Here is a 26,997-nt window from a genome sequence, read left to right as displayed (position 1 = left end):
ACATGATACAGATAGGGGATACGATTATAAGCCTCGATATTTTCGAGAAGAAGTTTTGTTGTGATTTGACAGTATGCAAAGGAGCTTGTTGCGTGGAAGGGGATTCTGGGGCTCCATTGGAAGAGGGGGAAGCGGAGCAGATTCGGGAAAATTACGAGAAGATTCGCCCGTACATGAAGTCGGAAGGGCTTACTGCCGTGGAGGAGCAAGGTTTCTCGACGATTGATGTTGAGGGCGATTTGGTGACCCCGCTGATCGGGGGACGGGAGTGTGCCTACGCGATAGAGGAAGGGGGAAGTTGCTGGTGTGCTATCGAGAAGTCGTGGAGCCGGGGCGAGAGTAGTTTCCGGAAACCTATCTCGTGTCACTTATACCCGATTCGGGTGAAACAATACCAGAATTACGAGGCGATGAATTACGATCAATGGTCGATATGTGCCTGTGCCAGATTAAAAGGTGAGCAAGAGGGAGTTCCGGTGTACGTGTTCCTAAAAGATGCCTTGATCACGAAATACGGGGAGGAGTGGTACGAGCAGCTGTGCTACGCCGCCCGGGAGATCGAGACGGGAAAAATTAAGTTCCGACGGTAAAATTTTTGTAGCTTTTTCTTTGCGAGAAACGAAAGTTGTTCTATCTTTGCAGCGCAAAAGCAAAATGGTGGATGTAGCTCAGTTGGTTAGAGCGTCGGATTGTGGTTCCGAAGGTCGCCGGTTCGAACCCGGTCTTCCACCCGCGAGAAAGCGGAGAATAAAAGTTCTCCGCTTTTTACATATCATCTAACGTGAAGCAAGCTGTTTCTGTCTCGTAATTGAAGAATAGTTTTGTACGAATCGCTTCGACTTTTTCTTGAAATAGTTCGGGTTTGAAATTCTTGCGTTGACGTTTTACCTCGGCAACGAGTACTTTTTTTTCATGGGCGTAAATTGCCACGATATCAATTTCATGCTGTTCTTTGTCTTTTCCTTTGGATGCTTCCCACCATGAACCGATATTGCTATATAATTGTTTCTCTATGAGTTGCTCCCTGAAGTATTTTTCCAGCATGATCCCGGAATAAGTGGGGTAATCATTTTTGACGATCCCAGCGAGATCATTTAAAAGCCCGGATTGTATATAGCTTTGATATTTTACGATATAACGAAACCAAAACCGTAAGAAATTATCCGAAATCTCGTAACGAACGGTCTGCGAACCTTCCTTGGATAGAATCGGGCGTTTTTTTGCTATTACCTCGTAATCTTCTTCAAGACGTTGTAATAAACCACCCGCGCTCGTGTTGCCGATGGATTCGGATATTTCCGCCGAAGTGTTTCTGCCTGAGGCGATGGCGGAAAGAATGGCGTAATAATTTCCGTATTTTTTGCCGAACTCTTGGATTAGCAATATATTCCCCTCTTCAAGGAATATCGAGTTTTCTTGAAGAAGACAGTCGACCATATCGTTTATCGTGTAGCATCCTTTGTCAAGTAGGATTTCAATATATTTGGGAACTCCCCCGGTAAAAGTGTATAAAGCTAGCAGGTCGTCGTTAGTGTATTTCGGGTTGTAGTCTGCCAGAATCTTTTTGATGATAGAGGGAGTAAATGATTTTAATTTGACAATGTTGTCGCAGCGACCGTATAACGGTTCGCGGTATTCCATGAATATACGGTGCATTAGAGTATAAACTGAACCGCTTGCTATGAAGTTTACACGTGTTGTGTCTTTGTACCTATCCCAAACATCTTGCATTCCGCTGTAAATGGCAGGGTTGATGTAAAAAAACTCTTGAAACTCGTCTATTATAAGGTTGAAAGATAGATTTTTTCCCAAGTTCATGAGCATCTCGAACAACCCCACGAAAGAGGATATTTCAGCAGGGATGAATGTGTCTAAGGATTTACTCGTAGTTTGCGCAAATTGTTGGCACAGTGCCGCTTCATTGTTTCTGCTCACGAAAAGATAAACCGTGGGGGTGCCCTCGCAACTTTTCAATATAAGTTTTGTTTTCCCGATTCGTCTGCGTCCGGTTATTGCTGTCATCTGTGAATGATTGTTGAAAGCAATTTCCCTTGTCCGGGCAAGTAATTCCAATTCTTTTTCTCGATTGTAAAATTTCATAGGGTTCTCTGTAATGTCATTATTTTCGCCGCCGCGAATTTCGCCACGGCGGAATTTGAACCAAAGGTAATATAAAAGAGAAACAGAAACAAATTTCGCCACGGGTAATTTCGCCACGGCGGAATTGTGAGACTGTATTATAAACTGTAACTTTTTATTCGTTTTTTGGTATTAAGCGGAATTATGTCTATTTTTACACAATCGTTGACGAAACGATGGTTTAGAGTATAAATCATTAATAATTAGGAATAAATAGATGGCAACAGACAAATTTTTGTGGAGACACATAGGGCCGCGTCCGGAGGATATCGAGGATATGCTCAAGGTGGTCGGTGTCAGTTCTCTTGACGAGTTGATAGAGCAAACCGTACCCGAATCAATCCGGTTGAAGAATCCGCTGGATTTACCGGCTCCTCTTACCGAGTTCGAGTTCTTCTCTCGGATCAAGGCGGTAGCTTCAAAAAATAAATTGTACAGGACGTTTATCGGACAGGGATATTACGACACGATTACACCTGCCGTGATCCAACGGAATATTTTGGAAAATCCGGCATGGTATACCTCTTACACTCCCTATCAGGCAGAGGTTTCTCAGGGACGTCTGGAAGCGTTGTTGAATTTCCAGACGATGGTAGTCGAGTTGACCGGGATGGAGATTGCCAACTGTTCGTTGCTGGACGAGGCTACGGCTGCTGCCGAAGCTATGACCATGATGTATGGTTTGCGCGGTAAGGAGATGAAGAAAGCCGGGGCGAATAAATTGTTCGTGGATAACCAGATATTCCCGCAGACGAAGGACGTGTTGGTTACCCGTTCCGCGCCGCAAGGAATCGAGTTGGTTTACGGTGACTATGATACATTTGAATTTACACCGGATGTATTCGGTGCTATCGTGCAATACCCTGCCGCTAACGGGGAAGTACGGGATTATAAGGCTTTTGCCGATCGTGCGCACGCTAACGGGGCCTTGGTGACTGCTGTCGCTGACATGATGAGCCTCGTGTTGCTGACTGCCCCGGGAGAATGGGGTGCCGACGTGGCAGTGGGTACTACCCAGCGTTTCGGTATCCCGATGTCTTACGGTGGACCTCACGCCGCTTACATGGCGACGAAAGAGGAGTACAAGCGTAATATCGTGGGACGTATTATCGGCGTGACAATCGATGCGCAGGGAAATCATGCTTTGCGTCTGGCTTTGCAGACTCGCGAACAACATATCAAACGGGAGAAGGCTTCTTCCAATATCTGTACTGCCAAGGCGTTGAACGCCACGATGGCGGGATTCTATGCCGCTTACCACGGGCGTGAAGGATTGGAGCGTATCGCTCGTCATATTCACTCGGCGGCAGTGACTCTGGCAGAAGAAATCCAGAAGTTGGGTTACAAGCTGAAAGTGGAGAAATTCTTCGATACGCTTCGTTTCGAGTTGCCGGAAGGTGTAACTCAAGAGGCCGTGCGCGATGCCGCTTTGGAGCAGGAAATAAACTTGTTCTATTGTGATTGCGGGTGCGGAAAAGTGGTCGGTCTGTCTACTGACGAGAAAATCAACGAGGAGGAAATCAACACGTTGATCGGTATCTTTGCCAAGGCGGCAGGGAAGACAGCCGAGCGTGTCGAGTTTATTGACGACCGCACGGTGTTGGAACCGGCGATGTTGCGTGAGGACGAGATTTTGACGCAATCCGTGTTTAATATTTATCACTCGGAAACCGCGATGATGCGTTACATGAAGAATCTGGAGAGAAGGGATATCTCTTTGGCTACTTCCATGATCTCATTGGGTTCTTGCACGATGAAGTTGAACGCAGCAGTGGAGATGTTGCCTATTACTTGGCCGGAGTTTGGCGGTTTGCACCCGTTTGTTCCGCTTTCTCAAGCAGAGGGGTATCAACAGATGATACGTGAAACGGAGGATATGTTGTGTAAGGTGACCGGTTTTGCAGGATGCAGTTTGCAGCCTAATTCCGGTGCAGCGGGTGAGTACACGGGGTTGATGGTGATTCGCCAATATCATATCGCCAGAGGGGAAGGGCATCGGAACGTGATTTTGATTCCCTCTTCCGCGCACGGAACTAATCCCGCGTCAAGCACGATGGCGGGTTTCAAGATTATCGTGACGGCTACAGACCCGGAGGGTAATATTGACGTGGAGGATTTCCGCAAGAAGGCTATCGAGCATCGTGATAATTTGGTGGGTGCTATGATTACTTACCCGTCGACTCACGGTATTTTCGAGGAGTCTATCAAAGAGTTGGCGGATATTATTCACGAGAATGGCGGTTTGTTCTACATGGACGGGGCTAACATGAACGGGCAATGCGGTTTGACGAACCCCGGTACGATTGGTGCTGACGTGTGTCACTTGAACTTACACAAGACGTTTGCTATGCCTCACGGCGGTGGCGGTCCCGGTGTAGGTCCTATCTGCGTGGCTCCTCATCTGGTGAAATTCTTGCCGTCGCACACGATGGTGAAGACCGGAGGCGAGGAAGGTATCCATGCTGTTGCTGCCGCTCCTTACGGTTCGGTGGGAATGTTGCCCGTGACTTACGGTTACTTGCTGATGTTGGGTGCCGAGGGATTGGAAATGGTAACGAAGATGGCTATCTTGAACGCCAATTATCTGGCTTCTTCTTTCGAGAAGTTGGGCTTCAAGATCTTGTATAAAGGAAAGCAAGGTCGTGTAGGGCACGAGATGATCTGGGATTGCAACATGTTCAACAAAGAGTACGGTATTTCCGAGTTGGATATTGCGAAACGTTTGATGGACTTCGGGTTCCACGCTCCTACTTTGTCCTTCCCTGTTCACGGGACGTTGATGGTTGAGCCTACCGAGAGCGAGCCGAAAGAAGAACTGGATCGCTTTATTGCGGCATTGACCACGATTCGTGAAGAGATGATCGAAGTGGGCGAGGGCAAGGCTGACAAGACGGACAACGTTTTGAAGAACGCGCCTCACACGCATAAAGTGTTGACCGCCGATGAATGGTCACACGCTTACCCGCGTAGCAAAGCGGCTTACCCGCTGGCTTGGGTGGCAGAGAACAAGTTCTGGCCGCAAGTAGGTCGTGTAGACGACGGTTACGGTGACCGTAACCTGATGTGTACTTGTGACCCGCTTGAGTCTTACACGGAAGAAAATTAATTTTCAGGTTATTATAGCGGGAAGCGTTCCATGAGGTGTTTGGAACGCTTCCTCTTTTATCTTTGTCAATGGGAGACGATGCATTGAATCAAGAGGAATTATTGGATTTGCTGGCACGGAAAGATAACCGGGCTTATCAACACTTGTATCGAATTTATTACGTGGCGTTGAAAGCTCTGGCGAATTATTACGTGAAAGATAATGATGTGGCGGAGGACTTGGTTCAAGATGTATTTATCTCGTTGTTGGAAAGCGGGTACAAATTCAAAACGGAGAGCGAGGTTAAATATTTCCTGTACAGTTCTCTGAAAAATAAATGTATCAGCCATTTCAGGAAACAAAAGGTGCGGGATAAATATCACAAGGAAGTTTTGTCCTCGCAAACAGATGTAGAACACTTTTGGGATAAGGTGTTGGAGGAGGATGTGTATGCCCGTCTGATGGCTGCCGTCGATACATTACCGCCTCAATGTAAAATGGTAATGATGTTGACTCTTGAAGGGTTGAAGATCGCGGAGATAGCTGAAAAGATGGAGATTTCGGTGGATACCGTGAAAGAATATAAAAGTAACGGGAAGAGAAAATTGATTTCTCGTTTGAAAGATGCTGATTTGATTTGTCTGGTTAGTTTGATTTGGTTGTAACGTTCGTTACGAATAAAATCGTATATTATTTTTTATTTTTCATCCCCCCTTTTGGAAAGGATGTGCGTTTTATATATGAATGGACAGGGAAGTAATGTTTGTGTCTATTGATAAAGTATAGATTATGGATTCAAAGAAAGAGATATTATTTGAAATATCAAGATTGATATCCAAGAGTTTGGCAGGGAAGATCACGCGGGATGAGCAAGCGAAGTTGGATTCTTGGAAGAGGGCGTCGGGGCATAACAAGATGCTGTTTGACCGAATTTATTCGGACGTGGTGGCACGGGAAAAGATTAGGCAATACCGGGGAGCTGACGTGCAGACGGCCTTTGATTTTTTCGTGCGGAGGAGGAAAGTTTTGGGCGACCGGAGGCGGAGAGTAAGACGAATGGTGCGATATGCGGCGATGTTACTGTTGCCTTTAGGGGTGGCTTTGTTCTACTTTAACCGGGAAGAGGGAGAGATGATGCCGAAGGAGAACCAACGGGTAGAAGTGGCGGTAACGGGGCGGAGAGTTCCCACGTTGACCCTTTCTAACGGGCAGGAGATGGTATTGTACGGGGAAGGTATTCTTTTGGATGAGGTGCAAGGGATACAGGTGCGGGAGAACGAAGCGGGTGGTTTGGAGTATTGTGTTCCCGATTCGGTGAAGGGGGAAACGGTGTATAATACATTGGAAACTCCGGTTTTGTGTGATTATAGTTTCACTTTGGCGGATGGAACAAAGGTGTGGTTGAATGCCGGTTCCAAGTTGCGTTACCCGGTGGCTTTCGGTGGCGACGAGCGGGTGGTATATGCCTCGGGCGAGATGTATTTTGAAGTGGCTAGGGACGAGAGTCATCCTTTCTTCGTGGAAATGGACGGGGTACGTGTTAAGGTTCTTGGTACGTCTTTTAATGTCAACGCGTATAAAGGGGATAGGCTCGTGGAAGTGACTTTGGTTAGCGGGAAAGTGGAAGCTTACGCGGGGGAGCGGTGTTACGAGTTGAAGCCGGATGACCAGTTGCGTTATGATCGCGAAAGGAATTACGTGGAGATGGCGGTGGTGGATGCGGGAGATTTCATTGCTTGGAAAGACGGGCAGTACGTGTTCCGGGGAAAGAAATTGGCTGATGTAGCCCGGATATTGGAGCGTTGGTACGCGGTGGAGATTGTGCTGGAAGGGAGTGTGGGAGAGTCGATATTCACGGGCGTGGTGAATAAAGAAGAAAGTTTTGATGCTTTTGTTCAGCGATTGGGGGAGACGTCCTCTTTATCGTGTAGAATGGAGGGTAATAAATTATACGTTAGGTGATTTTTATCATGTTTAATTTGAAGTTAAAGCAATTTGTATGAAAAGGATTTTAGTATTAGGATGTTTGATAATGTCGTTTGTCGGGCTTTTCGGGCAGAGTGAAACGATAAGCGAGGATTGCGTGATTCGCGGTGTATTGGATGGAGTTTATAAGGGTAAGAAGGTGTATTTGGTGGAAGAGAAGGAGATTAATGGGGAGTCATGGGTTGTGGATAGTTGTGATGTCGTTGATAATCAGTACACGTTTGTCGTTAAAGATTGTGGCGTTCCGAGGATGTATTTCGTTAAGAGTGGTGATCCGGAGTGTTTGAGTCCGATTACTCCTGTTTGGGTGGAAAGAGGAACGGTTCGCGTGAAAGCTAATTCGCAGTTTTTTTTGAATTCTGATGTGGTTGGTACGCCGAATAATGAGATTTTTAGTGCTTATAGGGCAACGCAAAAGTTTCATATGGATAGTGTTAGGCGGGCTGCCTGTGTTGATATGTTGCTGAACCGGAACCAATCGGATGAGGCGAGGGCCAGAGATTTTAAGGCCCGTACGGATTTTCATAATAGAAGAAATTTGGAGTTGCAGGAAGAATTGGTAAAACGTTATTCCGATCAGGCAATAGCTCCTTTTATGATTTTTTGGGAGATGCGGGCGAATGTTTCTTTGGATGAATTAAAGAAGTTGAGAGCCTTGGTCGATCCGAGTTTGAACGAGCATCCTTACACGAGACAGTTGGATGAATATATTCGATTGGCTGAGTTTAAGGTGGGAAGTGATATGCCGGATTTCAAATTGCCTGATAAGGATGGTAATTTATTTAAATTGAGTAGCTTGAGAGGGAAATACGTGTTGATTGATTTTTGGGCATCGTGGTGTGGACCATGTATGAGGGAAATGCCTAACGTGGTGAAACTTTACAAGGAGTGTAAGGGAAAGAATTTTGAAATCGTGGGGGTATCTTTGGATCAAAAGAGAGATGCTTGGCTAAATGCGGTAGAGAAAAATAAAATGAAGTGGATTCAAGTGAGTGATTTGAAATCGTGGGGAACGCCTCCCGTGAAATTGTGTAACGTGACGGCAGTGCCTTATACCGTATTGATTGATCCGCAAGGTAAAGTGATTGCGTTGGATCTTAGAGGTGAAGAGTTGATTAAGAAGGTAAAGGAAGTTTTAAATAAATAATAGGGTATGAGGTATTTGTTGTTGACGGTATTTTTATGTGGGTTGTTCTCTTGGACGTGTAACGCGAAAGGGCGTCCCACGGTAGTGAGTGCGGAAATATACGGTTATCAGGGAGATAAAGTACATTTTGATTTTCTTGAAAAGGAGGGGATCAATATGGAGTTTCCGTACAAGGACGGACAGTTGATGGAATTCACGGTGGACTTGGATGATATTACTACATTGAAGCTGAATACTTTTATCGAGGTATTTTTGCAACCGGGAGATTCTATTCATTTGAAGGTTACTTATAAAGGGCGGAGTTATGATAAAGTGGAATTCTCGGGAACTCCAGCGGCAGTGACAGTAAACACGAAAGTGTACGAGAAGGAGATGTTACAGCGTGAACGGCGTTACAAGACGAATATTCCGGCGATGCTGGTGACACAAGTTGATGCCAAGAAGTTCCACGAGGCTACCGTGCAGGAGTTGAAGGATGAAAAAGCTATTTTGGATAAGGTAAAGGGTGAGATTACGCCAGAGATGTATAATATGGTATTATCGAGTATCGAGGGTACGCTGTTGACCAATCTGATTACTTATCCTTACGCTAGTGCCGAAGTGCACAAGAAGAAATTGGAGGATTGTATGACTGCCGATTATTGGAGTGTATTGAACGAGTATAAGTTGCGTGATGATAAAGCTTCATTGAGAAATAGGGCTTACATGTGTATGTTGTCGCCTTATAAAGATTACGTGAGAGAACGGGAAGCCCGTGCCGCAGGCAAAGAGTATAAGGCGCCGACTTCTATTGAGGAGCAATACAAGGATTTGGCAGCTTTTTACGAGGGTGCGTTGAGGGATACGGCGCTTTTCGTGTTCTTGTATGATGCGGTGGCAGCAAATAAGGATTTTGATATGGTCGAGAAGTTGGTGAAAGATTATTTGAAGAAGTATAATAAGGAAAAAGAGTACAAGAAAATATTGAATCAAGTGATGCAATAGGCTTAAAATATAGAGGGAAATATATTCGCACTATATTCCCCTCTAGAATAGATTTTAATTTAAAGCCTCTAAACTAAAAACAATACAAAACTATGCAAAAAAAGAAGTGGATCTGTAGAGATTTAATTATTAAATTGGTTTGTTGTGTTTTTTTATGTGTATTGTTCTCTATACAGAATGTTTTTGGACAGGAACAAGAGTATAAAAACATGAAGATTACTATGAACGTGAAGGATATGAAGTTGAATCAGGTGTTGGACACGTTGGCTTCGGCGGCGAAGGTGAGATTCTTTTATAATCATTCACAGATTGATGTTGATAAGCGTGTTTCTTTTGATGTGAAAGATAGGACGTTGGACTACGTGTTATTGCTTGTGTTAGGCGATCAGTCGGTTGAGGTGGAATACCAGATGAACCGGGTCGTGGTTTTGAAATACAAGAAGTCCGCACAAGGGGTGGTCGTTTTTAAGATTCGAGGGACGGTAATAGATGCGGCAACGAAAGAAACGTTGCCCGGGGCGAGTATTATTCTCAAGGAAAACAAAGCAATGGGTGTTGTGACGGATATTGACGGGAAGTTTTTTATTGAGGTGCCGGAGGGGACTTCTGCCTTGTTGGTGTCTTTCGTGGGATACGAGGAGGAAATTGTTCCGGTGACGGGAAATATGGAGAACGTGGTGATTAAGTTGACCGAGAAGCAGACAGAACTGGAGGATGTTGTGGTGACGGGTATGGCTCCTCGTAAGGTGGAGAGTTTCTCGGGTGGTTACGTGACGGTAAAGGGAAGCGAGTTGAAGAAACTTAGTCCGAATAATTTGTTAAAGGCGCTTCAAGTGTTTGATCCCAGTTTCCGTATCTTGGAAAATAATCGGGCAGGCTCGAACCCGAATGCAATGCCGGAGTTCCGTTTACGGGGAGATGTGCAATTGGGTAACGGGGGAGTGGATGCGAATAGTATGGAGATGATGATGGGTGATTATTCACAACGCCCGAATATGCCGCTTTTCGTGTTGGACGGTTTTGAAACTACATTGCAGCGTATAGTGGATCTTGATCCGGAGCGGGTGGAGTCGATCACAATTTTGAAGGATGCGGCAGCTACCGCTATTTATGGTTCCAAGGCTTCAAATGGAGTGGTTGTCGTGGAAACGAAGAAGCCGCTTCCGGGTGCGTTGAATATATCATACAGCATGAATATGGGTATATCCGTTCCCGATTTATCGGATTATAATTTGATGAACGCGAAAGAGAAATTGGAATACGAGCGACAGGCCGGGGTGTTCACGACCACGAGCCAATTGAATTATTATAATTATTATAAGGCAGAAATTCAAAGAGGAGTAGACACGTATTGGTTATCGGAGCCTTTGCGTACAGCTGTAACACATCGCCATACGCTATCCATGGAAGGTGGTGACGAGGCATTGAGGTATAATTTGAGCTTGAATTATTCGAGAGAGCCGGGTGTGATGAAGGAATCGGGCCGAAATACTATGGGGTTAGGATTGTCACTTCAATACCGTCGGAAAAAATGGAATATTCAAAACCAATTAACATTGTCGAACGTGAGGGGTGATAATTCTCCGTACGGTTCGTTTAGCCAGTACACGAGATTGAATCCTTATTACCGGAAGACGGATGAGAACGGAAGATACACGAGTTTCTTGGATCAAAAGATATTGCCGGGAGAGGGAGGTGGAACCGTGACAGTGGTAAATCCGTTGTATAATACTTTGTTTAAATACAAGGATTTTACAGAGAATTTTAATGTGGTGGATAATTTCACGATAGAGTGTGCTATACAGGAAAATTTCCGTGTGTCGATGGGAGCTTCCATAACAAAAGGTATTTCCCGTATGGAAAAGTTTAAATCGATGAATCATACTGATTTTATCCCGCAGGAGGATCTAACTAAAAAAGGTTCGTACGAGAAGAATACGGGAGATAATGTGGCGTGGAGTGTGAATGCTTCCGTGAATTATAATTACACGAAGGATAAGCATTTGTTGAGTTTGTTTGCGCGTTGGAATGTGGATGAATCAAAGAATAACAGTGTCAATTTACAAGCATTCGGTTTCCCGAATGATAATATGACTGACTTTTTGTTCGCTTACGAGATGGATGATCGGGTAAGAGGTTCCGAATCAACTTCCCGTACAGTAGGTTTGATAGGGCAAGTGAGTTATATGTATGATATGCGCTTTGCTGTTGATTTTAGTGTTCGGGGTGACCTTTCTTCCCAATTCGGAGCGAACACGGGTATGGCTCCTTTCTGGGCTGCCGGTGCTCGTTGGAATATACACCGGGAAAAATGGTTTCAGAATACATTAATATCTAATTTGGTTGTACGAGGTTCGTATGGAGTCACAGGTTCTCAAAGTTATTCCCCGTATCAGGCGAAAGAAACTTATACTTACGACGATTTGTTGTTCCCGTATCCTTCTTCGGATATTTTAGGTGCTCAATTGAAAGGAATAGGTAATCCGGATTTGGGATGGTCCACGACGAAGAACCGGAGTTTGGCTCTCGAGATCGGGTTGTGGAATAGTCGGGTGAATGCATCATTCTCGTATTATAATAATTACACGGATGAGTTGTTGTTGGATTACAATATAGCGCCTTCAACCGGTTTTGCGTCAAAGACGATGAACGTGGGTGCGGTTGAGAATGAAGGGTATGATATTCAGTTCAGCGTGATGCCTATTCAGGATTATGAGCGGCAGATTCAATGGAGTGTTTCCGCAAATGGCTCGCATAACAGAAACGTGATCAAGAAGATTTCGAATGAGATGAAGGCGATGAATCAAAAGAATCTGGAGAAGAAAGATGGTTCTCCGGAAGCTATTTATGAAGAAGGGAAATCCACGACACAGTTGTTTGTTGTTCCTTCCTTGGGAATAGATCCGGCAACGGGGCAGGAAGTGTTTTTGACTCGTAACGGGGAAAAGACTTATATTTGGGATCCGCTCGATAAGATTGCTGTCGGGGATCAGGAACCGAAATTGAGAGGTGCTATTTCTTCCGCGTTCACGTATAAGAATTGGAGTGTTGCTTTAGCTTGTACTTACGAACTGGGAGCATGGTGGTATAATCAAACGTTGGTGGATAAAATTGAAAATTCCAGTGCGGCGTATAATGTGGATCGTAGAGCGTTATCCAGTCGTTGGAGTCCTGAAAACCGAAATGCCCGTTATAAATCAATGTCGATTGTCAGCCAGCAAACGGGGATGAGCAGTCGTTTCGTTCAAAAGCGTAATGAGTTGTCCTTTACATCTTTGTCTATTGGTTATCGTTTTGACCCGAAGAATTTTAAGTTTTTGCAGGCTTGCCGGATAGCAAGTGTGTCATTGAATGCCACGATGGAGGATTTAGGACGAATTTCTTCGATCAAGACGGAGCGGGGGTTGGATTATCCTTTTGCCCGGATGTTTAACGTGTCCTTGTCGGTATTGTTTAATTAAAATGTGGAGGAGTACAAGATGAGAAATATATTAGTAGTTGCAATTTGTACCGTTTCATTGTTTTTATCGTCCTGTCAGGATTGGATAGATGTGAACCCCAAAACGGATATCGAGGCAGAGAAATTCTTTACTTCGGAGGATGGTTTTAAAAGTGCATTGACGGGTTTATATAGTATGATGACTCTTGAAAAATCGTATGGTAGACAAATGACATTCGATTTTGTAGAGAAATTGGTACAACGATATGATAATTATGCCCCGGGAGCTGTTACGGATGAGGAGCGTGCGGCAATATACAAGTATGGTGAGACTACAAGTTCTAAAAATGCCATAGCCGATATTTGGTTGAAATTGTATAACGAGATAGCGAATATCAATAATTTCCTGCAATATCTTGAAACGAACGGGGATGTTATTTTGACGGAAGGTTATCGAGATTTGATGAAGGGTGAGGCTCTTGGGTTACGGGCTTTCCATTATTTCGATATATTGCGTTTGTGGGGGCCGATTTATTCGTTGGATTCCACGAAGTTATGTGTCCCTTACCGGGACAAGTTCGATTCGGAGAGCGCTCCTATGATGGCTGCTAATGAAGTTGTTAAGCGTATTGTTGCAGATCTTCAGGCGGCTGAAGAGTTGTTGAAAAATGATCCGATGAATTACGAGCATGTGGCTGAAGAGCCTTTTGTCGGGCAACGCAAGCATCGTATGAATAAGTTTGCGGTGAAAGCGATGTTGGCACGTGTATATCTATACCGGGGAAATAAAGAGTTGGCTGCACAGTATGCTCGGGAGGTGATTGAAAAATCCGGCTTAGAACTTGTTCGGAATAATCAGCAGGATGTTTCTTTATATGGAGAGACTGTTTTTGGTCTTGCCATGTATGATATGGAGGAGAAATTGAAAAATTACTGGGTGAATGGTTCCTCTTATGATGTGCAGTATTATATTACGGGAAATAATGCAAGCGGATTGTTCGAGATTAACGAGGGAATCGGTTTGAATGATATGCGTTATCGTTCCGGGTATGGTTTTAATCATACGGCTAGTAATCTTTTGATGTGTCGCAAATATCTTGGCGAGGGGTTGTATGGAGAAAAAATACCTTTGATTCGATTAGCCGAGATGTATTATATTTTGGCTGAATCTGTGGCTTTGTCCGAGTGTGGGCAATATATTAATACGGTGAGAACTACTCGGGGTATTTCCAGAAGTAATAATTTGGGAACGGATGTGACGGAGGAACAACGTTTGGAGGTGTTGGATAAGGAGTACCGGAAGGAGTTTTTCGCGGAAGGACAGTATTTTTATTTCTTGAAAAGACATAATAGGAGTACGTTTTATCGTTGTCCCGTGGAGAACTTTTCTGCTTATGTTCTGCCGGTTCCGGATGACGAGAAAACTTATGGAGAAGCCGAGTGATTTAAAATGTAAAGAATTGGTTATGAGAAAGTATATATTATATATAGGTTTTTTGTTGCTCTCTTTTGCATCGTGTCAGGAGAAAGAGATTATCGGTTATTCGTTGGAGCGAGATGGGCTGCAATTTAATTATGACACGAATGCTTTAAGGGTTACGGTTGATTTCATGAAAGAGTACGTAACGGATACGATGCGGTGGGGACCGGGTGATAACGATTATTATTTGGAGCCCAAGTATTCGGGAGATTCTTTGTTAAAAAAAGGTGTGAAGTTGAATTTGTACTTGATGGGACGTGCCGCAGATTATGATCGGGAGTTTCGATTGAAAGCTAAGGTCGGAGAGGGAGAAGATCCAATGGCAGTTTCATTTTTGGAGTTTGAACCTTCATATGTGTTTCGTGCCGGACAGTTAAAGGATACGGTAGAGGTGTACGTGTTGAATCCAAAAGTGCGGAAAGAATTTACCGTGAGCATCGTGTTCGACGTGGAGAATTCGGATCCTTCTTTGGAACTGGGGGCAGCGGAAAAGGATGAATATCGTGTACGGTTGATTAATCGATACCCGCAACCGAGAGAATGGGATGATGATGTTGTAGGAGAGTATACGGAAGATAAATATGCATTTATGGTTACTATTTTGAAGACCTTGTATAACCCGTATGCTAATTGGAGTGAGGACCTTAAGACTTTGAATGAAGCGTTGGCGGAATATAAGGCTTTAGACCCGGACGAAGAGGTGGATTTTTCGTTCCCGGAACCGCCGGCTCCACAGTGGTGGAATTATCCTCCTCATTTAGCTATATTGGGAGAGTATTCTATGGCTAAACATACTTTTATGCAGGAGGTGCTTAGTGCAGCAGACTATGAAAGTTTTGTCTACTGGTATGCGGAGTGGGATGCGGTTAGGTTAAATCAGTTGTTGAGAAATGCTTATGAGCAATATAACACAGAGCATCCGGATAATCCGTTGCCGTTCGAGCAGTTCCCGATATTGTAAGCAAAGAAGAATGTCTATGAATTTGTAAAATAGGAATATGATGAAGAGAATAATAGTTATATTGAGTTTTGTCACGTGGCTTCTTTGTGGATGTTATGATGATAAAGGAAACTACGATTACAAGGATATAAACACGATTGAAGGGCTTACCTTCGATCCCGTGCCAGAGGTTGTTACGGAAGGGACTTCGTACCGGTATACTTATCGGCAACCGATTCAAGAGGAGTTGTCTGTTACTTATTCTCCTGTTTTCTCCCAGAGTGAGGTCGAGGGGGAAGAGAATATGGAGTATTTGTGGGTGGTGAGTTATCGTGAAGGTAATGAAAATGTTACAGATAGTGTCTTCACGAAGGAATTAACACTTACTTATCCGGTTCGGAAATCATCCAGTTATAATGTTAAGTTCCGATTGACGGATACAAAAACCGGAATTAGTGCTTACCGGGATTTTACGATGGGAACAAGATTACCTTTTGTACATGCGTGGTTCGTGTTGAATGGAGAGGAAAACAATCGGAAATTGTCCACGGTGGAGGATCCGGATTCCACGCATGCGATTATTACTTTGGATGCTTATCGGGAAACTTGGGATGTGGAGCGGTTTCAGAAAGCGAGTTCATTGATGTTTGCGGGACAAGTTTCTAATACTCGAGATATGGAACGTCTTTACGTGGTTCAGTCTGATTCAGCATCATTTATGCTTCCTTTTGCCTTGGAAGATGCTAAGGCTTCACAGAATTTATTCGCTCCGGGATTAAACCCGACTAATCTGGCGTATGGAGTTTCCCATGTATTGTGGAGGAATGCTATTGTTGTCGATGGTGCCGGAAAATTTTATCATTCGGGTGCTAGTGGATTCTATTTTGCGGGTTTGGCAGAGGATAACGTACAGAACTATGTGATAGATAAGATTTATATGTCACAATCCGGTTTCGTGACGGTGTGGGATAAGGTGAATCGAAAATTTATGTCCTATCGTCTGAATGGAATGAATGGTTGTTATAATTTTGGTGTGAGTGAAGATATCTATCCTCAAGAGGCTGTCGAGTATAATCTGGAAAAATTGACTCCATTTCCTGTTGAAGGACTTCAAGAGGTAGATAAACAAGGTGCTACTCATAATATGGAGATATTGTGGTTGGGTAAAGGAATTTCGGTAAATTCCAGTGAAGAAGGTGCTACGGCAATAGGTGTGATGAATGATACTTGTTATTTGTTGAAAATAGAAGCTAGTAGCAAAGGAGGTAAATCGGCAAAGGCTGATGACTCCCCGATAAAAGTAGTTCGTGAAAAATTAGGTAAGTTAGGTTTTAACGGAAATACATGTTTTGCCACAACGGTTGCATTCATGGACCAATTTTTATACACGGAGGAAAGTAAAGTTTATTTGTTTAATGTCGTAACAAAAGAAAAAGTGGAACTTTATGATGCAGGAAATGTGATTACCCGGTTGAAATTTAGGTCTGATTCGGAGGGGGATTTTCAGTATGAAAGTGAACCCTACAGGACGTTGGGTGTCGTGGTAAATGCAGGAGGACAGGGTGAATTGCATGAAGTTGTATTGAGTGTGGGAGGTGATTATGTTGACTCGCACGTGTTTACGGGGTTTGGAGTGATTAAAGATGTTGTTTACACGGCGATAACCAGAAGATTGAATTAATTATGTGGAAGTTATTTGTATTAGGTTGTTTATTTTTCCCCGGGATTGTTTTCGGGGAAAAGAAAAAATTCACGATTAATGGAGCAATTCCGGAGATGCCCGAGGGAAAAATGATTGTAGTTTCACAAGAGGTAGGGCGTGTGGATACCTTGGGGCAAGGTGATATCGTAAGTGGTAAATTCGTGATTGAAGGTGAGTTGGATGAGCCTCGTGTAGCTTTGATTTATGTGGCTGGTTACGGTGGCGGTTTTGTATTTATTTTGGACACGGATGCACCTTACGAGATGGAATTGTTTCAATCCGGAAAGAGTGTGATTAGGGGAGGAAAGTTGCAAAAAGAGTTGAACGTCTATCAAGAAGCCGTGACTGAGGAAAATCAAAAGATTCGGAAAGTAAAGATGGAATTGGAAGAGGCTTCTGCCGCCAAGCATTTCAGGACAGTGAACGAGTTGAAAGGAAAATTGGAACAGGTAACGGCAGACGCTCAAAAACGTTTGGGTGTTATCGTGGAAAGAAATAAAGACAATGTACTGGCGGCTTATGTGCAGACTGCGGGCATGGAACGGATGGATTTGAACGGATTGAAAATGTGTTATGCCGGATTATCGGATAAGGCAAAACACACGGGGCCGGGGAAATTGATGGCTGCGCGTATTCGGGCGTTAGAGGGCGTGGAAGTAGATGCCGTGGCTCCGAATTTTACGTTGCCTACTCCAGAAGGGAAGGAGATTGCCTTGTATGAGGTAAAGGGAAAATTGAAAATCATCGATTTTTGGGCTTCGTGGTGCGGCCCCTGCCGAATGGAGAATCCGAATATGGTGAAGTTATACAACGATTTTAAAGAGAAAGGGCTTGTCGTGGTAAGTGTTTCTTTGGACGAGAAAAAAGACAAATGGGAAGAGGCGATTAAAAAAGACGGTCTGACATGGTTGCACCTTTCGGATTTGAAAGGTTGGCAAGGTGATGTGGTAAAAATGTATAACATCGATGCCGTACCGACCATTCTGGTGCTGGACGAGAATAATCGGATTATTGCCAAGAATCTTAGAGGGGAAAAGTTAAGAGCTTTGGTGTCTGGGAGATTAGAATAAAATTGGTGTTCTTGTTGAGAGAAATTGTTCAGAAGAGGATGAACTCTAAGTTTTCATCCTTTTTTGAACAATTCCGTTTTTATATGATTCCTGTTTTGTTATCTTTGTATGTGTTTGTGTAAAATATATTAATTGCTAAAAAAGAAACAATGCGAAGATTATTGTTATGTGTGGTACTCGTTCTGTGGTGTACCTTATCGAAAGCACAATACGAGGGAATGGAGTATTATTGGGAACAGGATTCGGCAGTGAAAGCAAAATTGGAACGGTGGCAGGATTTGAAGTTCGGTTTTTTCGTGCACTGGGGACCGTATAGTCAGAAAGGATATTGCGAATCGTGGACGATTTGTTCGGAAGATGTGGATTGGATTCAACGGGACACGACGATTTCTTATGACGAGTATTACCGGAATTATGTGGATCTGAAAAAGACGTTTAACCCGGTGAAGTTCGATCCGGATAAATGGGCGGAATTGGCAAAGGAAGCGGGAATGAAGTATTTCGTGTTCACGACGAAACATCATGACGGTTTCTGTATGTGGGACACGAGGGAAACGGATTATAAAATAACTTCTAAAGAATGTCCTTATCACACGGCGGAGAAAGCGGATGTGTTGAAAGAGATATACCGGGCTTTCGGGGAGCGGGATTTCATGATCGGGGCGTATTTCTCGAAACCGGATTGGAATAGTCCTTATTATTGGTCGGAACGATGGCAGCATGGCGACCGGAACGTGAATTACAAGATCAAGGAACACCCGTGGATGTGGGAAAAGTTCTGTAATTTTATTTTTAATCAAGTGAAGGAATTGATGACCGGATACGGTCCCGTGGATATTCTTTGGCTAGACGGTGGTTGGGTTGCACCCGAGAACCGGGGACAAGATATCAGGTTGGACAAGATTATTGATATGGCTCGGGGGTACCAGCCCGGATTGATTGCGGTAGATCGTTGGGTGGGTGGAAAATACGAGAATTATCGTACCCCGGAACAGAAGATTCCCGAGAAGCCGTGGGATTACCCGTGGGAAACCTGTATGACCATGGCGAATCAATGGTCGTATCTGCCGGGAGACAAATATAAACCCACCCGTGAGTTGGTTCATAACCTTGTGGATATTGTCAGCAAAGGGGGAAACTTCCTGTTGAACGTGGGAGTGGACGGGAACGGAGAGATTCCGCCGGAAGGAATAAAGATCATGAAAGAGCTCGGGGCTTGGATGAAAATTAACGGGGAAGCCATTTACGAAACCCGACCGATAGCCCCGTACAAAGAAGCGAAGATTTGTTACACGAGGCACAAGAGTAACGGGAAGATTTATGCCATATACTTGAATGACGAGGATGAACCGAATCCGCCTTCCCGGATTATGCTTTACAGTATAAAGCCGGAAAAAGGGACAAAGGTTTCGTTGTTGGGATACAAGGGTAATTTAAATTACAAACGGGTAGGCAATGGAATACTCGTAACCTTGCCGGCTTCATTCGTGAAGAATCCGCCATGTGGGCACGCGTGGAGTCTTTGTATATTTTAAAACCCGTTCAATTGCATCGTGGCGGTCGGGATAAGCAAAATAAACCCGATGACGATCAAAAATAAGATAAACTTCCAGAAGAATTTTACCCAAACGTCATAAGGTATACGTGCGATACCCAAAGCCCCGATCAGAACCCCGGAAGTGGGGGTGATCATGTTGGTAAAGCCGTCACCGAATTGGAACGCCATAACGGTAGCTTGTCGGGATAACCCGATCACATCGGAGAACGGTGCCATAATCGGCATGGTTAGGGCTGCCTTTGCAGAACCGGACGGAATGATGATATTGATCATCGTCTGGATGAGATACATGACTCCTAACGAGAGTACCTTTCCCGTTTCGTTCATGAGATTTGCCAATGAATGAAGAATGGGATCAATGATATGCCCCTCCTGTAAGATGATAATAATTCCCCCCGCGAGTCCCACAACCAACGCCGCGGAGAGAATATCTTTCACTCCGGCAATAAAAAGTTTTACAATGTTATCGGCATTCTCCTTTGCGGCGAAACCGGATAAAATACCCATGGCCAGAAATAATCCGGATATTTCGGGTAAGTACCAACCGTAGCCCATGACTCCCACGATCAAGAAAAGAATCGTGAAGCCCAGAATAGTCAATATAAAAAAGTGATAGGATTTTCGTAGTGAGAAAAAACCGATCAACGCGAATAATATGGTTAGGACGGGGAGTACAAAGGTGGTCAAACTGGAGTGTTCTCCGATAGATAACGTGGTGCGGGGGAAATAGAACGAGAAAATGGCAAGTCCCGAAAGGATAAAAAGATAAACCATCCAAGAGGAGGAATAGGTTTTATATTCTATTTCTTCGGTGGTAGCTACTTTCTCTTTACGCCAATGGCTGTCGAGATTGTAGACTAATGATGCTTTCGGGTTCTTTTTCACCTTTGCCGCGTAACGCAGTACCCAAGCGATCATAATCACGTTAAGAATCGCCCAACAGAACAAGCGATATTCAAACCCGGAAAATAACGGTAAGTCGGATAGCCCTTGTGCTATGCCTATCGTGAACGGGTTGAGAATGGCCCCGGCAAAACCGACATGAGCGGCAACGTACACCATGCATACGCCCGTGAGGGAATCGTACCCCATGGATATCGCCAAAGGAACGATGATAATAACGAAAGCCAGTGTTTCCTCGCTCATGCCGAATATGGCACCGAAACTACTAAAAAGTAGCATAACCATCGTGATAATAATATTGTTTACACCTAGTTTGCGTATAATCCCGATGTGTTCCAGTTTTCGCGTGGAACGCAGGAAAGAGAAAATCCCCACGTCAATTGCCTTACTGTTGTTCATGATCCAGAAAGCTCCGCCGATGATCAATATAAACGCGATAATGCCTGCCTGCTTCTCGAACCCGTTGAAGAGCGCGGAGAATACTTGCCATGTCTGCGGGCTCTTGGCAACCTCATGAAATGAATCGTTCACGATAACCGTGCGTTCCACGCCGTTTACATCGACGGTTTCCCGCGCGTATTCACCCCCCGGAATAATCCATGTCAGGATAGCACAGATGATAATAATCGAGAATACAATAGTGTAAGTGTGCGGAACTTTCTTTAGCATAAGTGGTATTTTTGATTGAGGTTTCAAACATACAAAAAAAAGAGAAGATTTTAATTATTTTTGCGGTAGGATAATAAACAAGTAGATGATAACAGAAGAAAAGCAAGATAAAGTATTCACCCGGGATTTTTTCCGGAAGGTGGGGAAAGCGATACATGATTATCACTTGATTGGTGACGGAGATCGGGTACTCGTGGGCGTATCCGGGGGAAAAGATTCTTTGGCGTTGTTGGAGGTATTGGCGATGCGGGCAAAGGATCCGAAGCAGGATTACACGGTGATAGCCGCCCATATTGCCGTCGAGGATGTGTCATACGAGGTGGATAGCGATTACTTGCGAGCCTTTTGTGAACGCTTGGGTGTGGAATACGTGTATCGGACAATTCGGTTGGATATGACGGTAAACCCGAAGAAACCTGCTTGTTTCGTGTGTTCGTGGCATCGGCGTAAAATGCTTTTCGATATTGCCAAGGAATACGACTGTAAAAAACTGGCTCTCGGGCATCATCGGGATGACGCGGTGGAAAGCCTTATGATGAGCATGATTTTTAACGGAACGATTTGCAGTATGCCGCCCCGGTTGGAGATGTTCAAGAATACTTTCACGTTGATTCGTCCGTTGATTTATCTTTCCAATGACGAGACTTTGCGCTATGCCGAAATGCGACAGTTCAAGAAACAAAAGAAGCATTGTCCTCACGAGAAAGCGACAAATCGGGATGCGGTGAGTAAATTGATTGACCGGATGGAAGCCGTATCTCCTCATGCCCGGAGTAATCTTTTTGCCTCGATGCGGAATATACGTGAGGAATATCTTCCTTGAGCATTTGGGGTGATAGACTTTCTATCAGATATATATGACGTTTTTTTTGTTTATAAAATATTTGCGGGGAAAAATTGTTTAATTCAAAAAAAGGTCATAAATTTGTCATCAGGAGGTGAGGAATTCTGAACGAATGGAATTCTTTACTAGATAAAGGCACTTATTGGAGGATAAGTGTCATTTATTTTTTTATATATGAATTTAAGATTTTAATATTATATGCTATGACAAAGAAGGTATCTTATGTAACTAAAGAAGGGTTAAAAAAATTGCAGGAAGAGCTGGACAATCTGCAAAACGTGGAGCGCCCTAAGATCTCCAAGGCAATCGGTGAAGCCATTGAAAAGGGAGATATCTCCGAGAATGCAGAGTATGACGCCGCGAAAGATGCTCAAGGTTTGCTTGAGGCAAAAATCGCACAGCTTCAAGATACAATTGCCAGTTGCCGGATTATCGACGAATCCCAAATTGACACCTCAAAGGTACAGATTTTGAACAAGGTGACCATCAAGAATGTGAAAACGAAAGCGACAATGACTTACACGTTGGTGTCCGAGAGTGAGGCTGACTTTAAGGCAGGGAAATTGTCCATCACGACTCCTATCGCGAAGGCTCTGATCGGCAAAAAGCTGGGTGATAAAGTTGAAGTACAAGTGCCGGCAGGAATGATGGAATTCGAGATCATGGACATCTCAATCTAATTGAAAATGGAGAATTGAAAATGAGCGAGAGAATTTGTGTGTGTGAAATCTAAAATCATAAATCTAAAATCGTAAATTAATACATGGCTTCAATTTTCACGAAGATTATAAATGGTGAGATCCCGTCATACAAGGTGGCGGAGGACGAGAACTATTACGCGTTTTTGGATATTGCGCCGATGCAAAAAGGGCACACGTTAGTGGTGCCGAAAAGAGAAGAAGATTATATCTTCGACTTGACAGATGATGAATTAGCGGGTTTGATGGTATTTGCCAAGAAAGTGGCAAAAGCTATCGAGAAAAGTGTACCGTGCAAGCGCGTTGGTATTGGTGTGTTAGGGCTGGATGTCCCACATGCTCACGTGCATCTGGTTCCATTAGTGGAGGGAAACGAATTGAATTTCAGTAACCCGAAGAAACAATTCCCGAAAGAGGAAATGGAAGCTTGTGCCAAGTTGATTCATAGTAACTTGTAACATTATTAGACAATTTATTATCGGGGACGCATTTAAACGTCCCTTTTTTTGTAATATGGAAAAGAAAAAATTATATAACGCCTACGAGCAACACGAGGGATACAATTGTTTCGGCTGTGCGTCCGGTAACGAACATGGGTTGCGATGCGAGTTCTACGAGGAGGGGGAGTATATTACTTGCTACTGGACTCCCCGTCCCGAGTTTCAAGGATTTTTTCATGTTTTGCATGGAGGAATCCAAGCTACTTTAGCGGATGAGATCGCCTGCTGGAACATTTTCGCCAAGGTACAGAGTGCGGGAGTTACTATCGCGCTGGATATGAAATATCGTTCAACCGTGTACACGGACCGGGGCGAAATTTTCATGCGCTCCCGTATCGTGGAACAGAATGCCCGTGTTGCCAAAATGCATGTCGAGATATTCAATGCCGATGGCTCCTTGGGAAGTGAAGCGGAAGTTACTTATCGGATTTTTCCTGAAAACGTGGCCAAAGAGCGTCTCGGGTGGACGGGTATCGAGGCTTTTCATCAAAATTAATTTTATATAGGGAAAATATGAAGTATAAAAACGTGGTTTGGGATTGGAACGGGACATTGTTGGATGACGTGAAGATTAGTGTAAATACGATTAACCGGATGTTGAGAAAAAAACGGTTGAATGAACTGACCGTGGAGGAATATAAATCCATATTCGGTTTTCCGGTGAAGGACTACTACGAGGGAATCGGTTTCGATTTCAAACATGATGATTGGGAAGCTGTTTCCCTTGATTTTGTCGACACTTACGAGGAGTTGGCAAAAGATGTCGTGTTGACTCCGGGGGTAGTGTCTGTATTATCGGGATTGAAAGAAATGGGTGTACGGCAATATATATTGTCGGCTTTGCAGGAAAACTTATTGGAAGATATGCTGGAACGTTTCGGTATCCGCGATTATTTCGAGGGTGTGTGCGGGTCAGATAATATCTATGCTGACGGTAAGATTGCCAGAGGTGAAAGAATGTTGGACGTGTATCCGATAGAGCCCCGTGAAACTTTAATGGTGGGAGATACGCTACATGACGCAGAAGTTGCCGAGGCACTAGGCTTTAATATCAGGCTGTACGCCGGAGGGCACAATAGCGCTGAACGTTTGCGAGAAAAAGGAATTGTATTGGAACGGATGGATATGTTGTTACACGAAGTTCGATAATTGAAATGAAAAAGCCTATAAAGTCAGACTGAGTTCTTTTGACTTTATAGGCTTTTAATCTGTTTTTTATTTCCCCTCTAATGCTCTGTTCAGAGAGAACAACAACATCCGGTAATGTTCCCGTGTTTCTCCTGTCGATGTGGGGATCTTACTTTCAAGTAGCGTTTTCACTTTATTTGCCATGGTAAACAAATACTGCTTGGAATTGTCAATCGCTTCTACATCCACCTCGTCTTGCCAGTTATAGCCATAACCAATGCCGTGCAGGCGTAGCTGTTCGGCAACGAAGCTGTCCCCGTGCTCCCGTTCCATAGACTTCAACGTTTTGTAGAATTTCCGAACCATACCCGATTCGTCCAGCCCATAGTTCTTCAACTCGTCCAGAGAGGTCAGGAAAAATTTCCCTTTCTTTTTCATGCTATTCCCGACAACATCATTGATCATCACGATAGCGTTCGTTTGCAGCAATTTATCCCCGTTCGTCAACGCTTTTTCCCGGATGGTATTTTCCCATATCCCGTTATACAAGTCGTCGAAATACGCTTTCAACGTGTAAGGATCGTCCGACACGTGGGCAGAAAGAATTACCCGTTGATAAGAGGACAGCAGACTTTGAGCAAGCACCGATCTCACGACATCCGCCTCGCTGATCCGAAGGGTCAACTTCTTGCTCAACGGTTTATTGTACAGCCAGTCGCAATCCCGGAATTGTTTCAACGCCCATTGTAAAGAAGCTTTTTGCACTTCTTTCGGCACGGAACGGTAACGGTCACCCGGGGTTCCCTCTTTCACGTCAGTCAAGTAAATACCACCCACGTTATACATCACGTTCGTGATATACCGGTAATATTGTTCCATCAACTGTTCCAACAATTGTTGCTTGTGCGAGCCGTCCGGGTCATCTGCGATCCACTCGTCCATGTGGGATAAAATATATTTCAGGTTACGGATGCCGTAATCTCCCGCCTTCATCGGGTCATCGCCCAAATCTTCCTCGATAGCACTCGGGTCATAGCGTTCCAGTAATTGTTGCCGTCCGTAACGGTAGCACGGGTCTCCGGCTTTCTCGTCGAGCCATGATTCGAGTACGGGGACTTCCTCCTGTGCCGTGCGGGCTTCCGGTATCGGTTGGTATGCCCAGCGGATTAGGAATTCGTCATAAATTCCCAAGTCGGGAGGTGTAAGTTTCACGCCTTTATCCCCCGGTTGTGCCACGTAATTGTAACGCGCGTAGTCCATGATGGAAGGAGTGGTCCCGTATTTTTGCGTGAACGTGACGGAACGCAACGAGTCCACCGGATAGGCAGCCGATGCGGCCATGTTGTGCATGAACCCGAGGCAGTGTCCCACCTCGTGTGCTACCACGTAAGCGATAGACTCTTTCACGATCTCATCCGGCATCTTCTTGTCGCGTACGGACGGGTCTATTTGTGCTGTCTGGATAAAACGCCATTGGTTGATCAATTGAATCACGTTGTTGTACACCAGTACCGATGCGTTCACGATCTCTCCGGTTGTCGGGTCTATCCACGAGGGGCCCATGGCATTGGCTGTGGTTGACGGTATATACCGGATACAGGAATATTTCAAGTTATCCGGATCGAAATTCGGGTCATCTTTCGGGAAGTCCAATGCCCGCACTGCGTTCTTGAACCCGATTTTCTCGAAAGCCTTATTCCAGCGTTCCGTTCCTTCCTTTATCGGCTGTTTCCACAATTCGGGAAACGCATCATCCACGTAAAACACGATCGGTTTCACGGGTTCAACCAATTCTCCCCTTGCATACGCTTCAGCATCTTTCGGTTCCAATCGCCAGCGGTGGATCATGGAATAAATCCCCACTTCGTCTTGTTCCGTCGAGAAATGTTGTTTGTCTGTCAGGAATATCCCGATACGGGTATCGGCGATACGGGGACGCATTTTCTCTTCCGGCAACAATAGCAGGGTACGGGTAACTTGTATACTCGTGGGCTCGTCCGCGCGTATCGTGAAAATACCGAATACCGTCATGGTCACCTTGTAGGCTAAGTCCGTCTTTATCGTGGCGTTATCCTCGAAAGCTTTGATTTCCCGCAGGGCTTCTCCCTCGCTGTTAGGACTGGATTTGATAGAGATAAATCCACCGTAACTCTTGGGTAAAGAGGGTAACATATCATTATGGCGGGCAAAGAAATCCGTCACGTCGAACACCACGGCGGTGCTGTCGTTATTATACGTTTCGATTTTAAATCTTTTCAATACCGGATCGGTAAGACTCCGCTCCAACGCGATCTTCATCCCCTCTTCCCGCTCATTATAGGTTGCCTTGGTATTAACCCTCCTCAGGTAGATAGAGCTGTCTGTTCGCGTAAATTTCACGTGCAGCGGGTCTTCCGGCTTGTAACCGACTTCACAAAGCAGGTTGTCGCTGGCACTGGTTAACGTGGAGGCCAGTAACATATCCCGTCCAAGGTACACCACGGGTAACTCGATATAGAGTTTTCCCCCTACCTTATGCAGGGAGATAAAATCTCCTTTTGCCGTTACGCGCCCGGCTTTCTGTACCAGTTTGTCATATTTACTGGTTTTTACTACTTCTTTTTCTTTCTTTTTCCTGTCTGCTGCGTTCATCTCTCCAAAAGAAAGTAAGAATAAACCGGAGAGTAGCGCCGAAACAATCTGTGTTGTTATTTGTTTCATATTATTCAATATAATCTAAAATATT

General features: G+C 44.4%; 20 protein-coding genes and 1 tRNA gene. 18 read left to right on the top strand and 3 right to left on the bottom strand.

Annotated elements, in window-relative coordinates; genetic code table 11:
- Positions 1–2: 2 nt before the first annotated feature.
- Complete coding sequence (locus L0M98_RS15575) at positions 3–590, top strand: DUF3109 family protein (RefSeq protein WP_186974699.1); 588 nt, start codon at positions 3–5, stop codon at positions 588–590.
- 66 nt (positions 591–656) lie between these two features.
- Positions 657–732 (top strand) — tRNA-His (locus tag L0M98_RS15570).
- 33 nt (positions 733–765) lie between these two features.
- Here the strand turns inward: L0M98_RS15570 and L0M98_RS15565 are convergent.
- Positions 766–2,100, bottom strand: coding sequence for an ATP-binding protein (locus L0M98_RS15565; RefSeq protein WP_186974698.1), 1,335 nt, complete (start codon positions 2,098–2,100; stop codon positions 766–768).
- Positions 2,101–2,356: 256 nt separating this feature from the next.
- On the opposite strand from L0M98_RS15565, the gene gcvP reads away from it, so the two are divergent.
- The 11 genes from gcvP to L0M98_RS15510 all read left to right on the top strand — a co-directional run bounded on the left by gcvP (position 2,357) and on the right by L0M98_RS15510 (position 19,507).
- On the top strand, positions 2,357–5,245 hold the full coding sequence (gene gcvP / locus L0M98_RS15560) for an aminomethyl-transferring glycine dehydrogenase (RefSeq protein ID WP_227216899.1): 2,889 nt from the start codon (positions 2,357–2,359) through the stop codon (positions 5,243–5,245).
- A gap of 68 nt (positions 5,246–5,313) precedes the next feature.
- A complete protein-coding gene (locus L0M98_RS15555; protein WP_186974696.1) occupies positions 5,314–5,889 on the top strand; it encodes an RNA polymerase sigma factor in 576 nt (191 codons plus the stop codon).
- A 124-nt stretch (positions 5,890–6,013) separates the two neighbouring features.
- The gene (locus L0M98_RS15550; RefSeq protein ID WP_227216900.1) at positions 6,014–7,186 is read left to right on the top strand and encodes a FecR family protein; all 1,173 of its coding nucleotides are present in this window, start codon (positions 6,014–6,016) and stop codon (positions 7,184–7,186) included.
- Between the two features lie 37 nt (positions 7,187–7,223).
- On the top strand, positions 7,224–8,357 hold the full coding sequence (locus L0M98_RS15545; protein WP_227216901.1) for a TlpA disulfide reductase family protein: 1,134 nt from the start codon (positions 7,224–7,226) through the stop codon (positions 8,355–8,357).
- Positions 8,358–8,363: 6 nt separating this feature from the next.
- Positions 8,364–9,341 carry a hypothetical protein gene (locus L0M98_RS15540; RefSeq protein WP_227216902.1) on the top strand — a complete coding sequence of 326 codons (978 nt, stop codon included), beginning with the start codon at positions 8,364–8,366 and terminating at the stop codon, positions 9,339–9,341.
- A gap of 209 nt (positions 9,342–9,550) precedes the next feature.
- Positions 9,551–12,802, top strand: coding sequence for a SusC/RagA family TonB-linked outer membrane protein (locus tag L0M98_RS15535; protein ID WP_227216903.1), 3,252 nt, complete (start codon positions 9,551–9,553; stop codon positions 12,800–12,802).
- A gap of 18 nt (positions 12,803–12,820) precedes the next feature.
- Entirely contained in the window at positions 12,821–14,224 is a 1,404-nt protein-coding gene (locus L0M98_RS15530; RefSeq protein WP_227216904.1) for a RagB/SusD family nutrient uptake outer membrane protein, read from the top strand.
- 22 nt (positions 14,225–14,246) lie between these two features.
- Positions 14,247–15,221, top strand: coding sequence for a DUF4843 domain-containing protein (locus L0M98_RS15525; protein ID WP_227216905.1), 975 nt, complete (start codon positions 14,247–14,249; stop codon positions 15,219–15,221).
- Between the two features lie 37 nt (positions 15,222–15,258).
- On the top strand, positions 15,259–16,881 hold the full coding sequence (locus L0M98_RS15520) for a PKD-like family lipoprotein (RefSeq protein ID WP_227216906.1): 1,623 nt from the start codon (positions 15,259–15,261) through the stop codon (positions 16,879–16,881).
- Between the two features lie 2 nt (positions 16,882–16,883).
- Positions 16,884–17,972 carry a TlpA disulfide reductase family protein gene (locus tag L0M98_RS15515; RefSeq protein WP_227216907.1) on the top strand — a complete coding sequence of 363 codons (1,089 nt, stop codon included), beginning with the start codon at positions 16,884–16,886 and terminating at the stop codon, positions 17,970–17,972.
- 149 nt (positions 17,973–18,121) lie between these two features.
- Positions 18,122–19,507: an alpha-L-fucosidase gene (locus L0M98_RS15510; RefSeq protein ID WP_227216908.1), complete on the top strand. Its 1,386-nt coding sequence runs from the start codon at positions 18,122–18,124 to the stop codon at positions 19,505–19,507.
- Here L0M98_RS15510 and L0M98_RS15505 read toward each other — a convergent pair.
- Positions 19,504–21,102 carry a YfcC family protein gene (locus L0M98_RS15505; RefSeq protein ID WP_227216909.1) on the bottom strand — a complete coding sequence of 533 codons (1,599 nt, stop codon included), beginning with the start codon at positions 21,100–21,102 and terminating at the stop codon, positions 19,504–19,506. The genes L0M98_RS15510 and L0M98_RS15505 overlap by 4 nt on opposite strands.
- Positions 21,103–21,187: 85 nt before the next feature.
- Between L0M98_RS15505 and L0M98_RS15500 the strand changes: the two genes are divergently transcribed.
- The 5 genes from L0M98_RS15500 to L0M98_RS15480 all read left to right on the top strand — a co-directional run bounded on the left by L0M98_RS15500 (position 21,188) and on the right by L0M98_RS15480 (position 24,293).
- The gene (locus L0M98_RS15500) at positions 21,188–21,925 is read left to right on the top strand and encodes a tRNA lysidine(34) synthetase (protein WP_186974686.1); all 738 of its coding nucleotides are present in this window, start codon (positions 21,188–21,190) and stop codon (positions 21,923–21,925) included.
- 224 nt (positions 21,926–22,149) lie between these two features.
- Entirely contained in the window at positions 22,150–22,626 is a 477-nt protein-coding gene (gene greA / locus L0M98_RS15495; RefSeq protein WP_099291096.1) for a transcription elongation factor GreA, read from the top strand.
- 83 nt (positions 22,627–22,709) lie between these two features.
- Positions 22,710–23,102, top strand: coding sequence for an HIT family protein (locus tag L0M98_RS15490; RefSeq protein WP_186974684.1), 393 nt, complete (start codon positions 22,710–22,712; stop codon positions 23,100–23,102).
- A 55-nt stretch (positions 23,103–23,157) separates the two neighbouring features.
- Positions 23,158–23,640, top strand: a complete 483-nt coding sequence (locus L0M98_RS15485) for a PaaI family thioesterase (protein ID WP_099291094.1) — start codon at positions 23,158–23,160, stop codon at positions 23,638–23,640.
- Positions 23,641–23,657: 17 nt separating this feature from the next.
- Entirely contained in the window at positions 23,658–24,293 is a 636-nt protein-coding gene (locus L0M98_RS15480) for an HAD family hydrolase (protein ID WP_227216910.1), read from the top strand.
- Between the two features lie 66 nt (positions 24,294–24,359).
- Here the strand turns inward: L0M98_RS15480 and L0M98_RS15475 are convergent, their stop codons facing one another.
- Positions 24,360–26,972 (bottom strand): zinc-dependent metalloprotease, encoded by a 2,613-nt coding sequence (locus L0M98_RS15475; protein WP_227216911.1) that lies wholly within the window; start codon positions 26,970–26,972, stop codon positions 24,360–24,362.
- Positions 26,973–26,997 lie beyond the last annotated feature (25 nt).

The organism is Butyricimonas sp. DFI.6.44 (assembly GCF_022132345.1).
Classification (GTDB): Bacteria; Bacteroidota; Bacteroidia; order Bacteroidales; family Marinifilaceae; genus Butyricimonas; species Butyricimonas muris.
Note: the sequence above shows the minus strand (reverse complement) of the source record. Positions and strands in the feature narration are given on the sequence as shown.

What these genes read in the sequence shown, in the direction of transcription:
- L0M98_RS15530 (WP_227216904.1), top strand. Translation starts at nt 12,821, where the DNA reads ATGAGAAATATATTAGTAGTTGCAATTTGTACCGTTTCATTGTTTTTA.
- L0M98_RS15505 (WP_227216909.1), bottom strand. Translation starts at nt 21,102, where the DNA reads ATGCTAAAGAAAGTTCCGCACACTTACACTATTGTATTCTCGATTATT.
- L0M98_RS15545 (WP_227216901.1), top strand. Translation starts at nt 7,224, where the DNA reads ATGAAAAGGATTTTAGTATTAGGATGTTTGATAATGTCGTTTGTCGGG.
- L0M98_RS15485 (WP_099291094.1), top strand. Translation starts at nt 23,158, where the DNA reads ATGGAAAAGAAAAAATTATATAACGCCTACGAGCAACACGAGGGATAC.
- L0M98_RS15555 (WP_186974696.1), top strand. Translation starts at nt 5,314, where the DNA reads ATGGGAGACGATGCATTGAATCAAGAGGAATTATTGGATTTGCTGGCA.
- L0M98_RS15550 (WP_227216900.1), top strand. Translation starts at nt 6,014, where the DNA reads ATGGATTCAAAGAAAGAGATATTATTTGAAATATCAAGATTGATATCC.
- L0M98_RS15475 (WP_227216911.1), bottom strand. Translation starts at nt 26,972, where the DNA reads ATGAAACAAATAACAACACAGATTGTTTCGGCGCTACTCTCCGGTTTA.
- L0M98_RS15510 (WP_227216908.1), top strand. Translation starts at nt 18,122, where the DNA reads ATGCGAAGATTATTGTTATGTGTGGTACTCGTTCTGTGGTGTACCTTA.
- L0M98_RS15565 (WP_186974698.1), bottom strand. Translation starts at nt 2,100, where the DNA reads ATGAAATTTTACAATCGAGAAAAAGAATTGGAATTACTTGCCCGGACA.
- greA (WP_099291096.1), top strand. Translation starts at nt 22,150, where the DNA reads ATGACAAAGAAGGTATCTTATGTAACTAAAGAAGGGTTAAAAAAATTG.
- L0M98_RS15525 (WP_227216905.1), top strand. Translation starts at nt 14,247, where the DNA reads ATGAGAAAGTATATATTATATATAGGTTTTTTGTTGCTCTCTTTTGCA.
- L0M98_RS15480 (WP_227216910.1), top strand. Translation starts at nt 23,658, where the DNA reads ATGAAGTATAAAAACGTGGTTTGGGATTGGAACGGGACATTGTTGGAT.
- L0M98_RS15540 (WP_227216902.1), top strand. Translation starts at nt 8,364, where the DNA reads ATGAGGTATTTGTTGTTGACGGTATTTTTATGTGGGTTGTTCTCTTGG.
- L0M98_RS15490 (WP_186974684.1), top strand. Translation starts at nt 22,710, where the DNA reads ATGGCTTCAATTTTCACGAAGATTATAAATGGTGAGATCCCGTCATAC.
- L0M98_RS15575 (WP_186974699.1), top strand. Translation starts at nt 3, where the DNA reads ATGATACAGATAGGGGATACGATTATAAGCCTCGATATTTTCGAGAAG.
- gcvP (WP_227216899.1), top strand. Translation starts at nt 2,357, where the DNA reads ATGGCAACAGACAAATTTTTGTGGAGACACATAGGGCCGCGTCCGGAG.
- L0M98_RS15535 (WP_227216903.1), top strand. Translation starts at nt 9,551, where the DNA reads ATGAAGATTACTATGAACGTGAAGGATATGAAGTTGAATCAGGTGTTG.
- L0M98_RS15520 (WP_227216906.1), top strand. Translation starts at nt 15,259, where the DNA reads ATGATGAAGAGAATAATAGTTATATTGAGTTTTGTCACGTGGCTTCTT.
- L0M98_RS15500 (WP_186974686.1), top strand. Translation starts at nt 21,188, where the DNA reads ATGATAACAGAAGAAAAGCAAGATAAAGTATTCACCCGGGATTTTTTC.
- L0M98_RS15515 (WP_227216907.1), top strand. Translation starts at nt 16,884, where the DNA reads ATGTGGAAGTTATTTGTATTAGGTTGTTTATTTTTCCCCGGGATTGTT.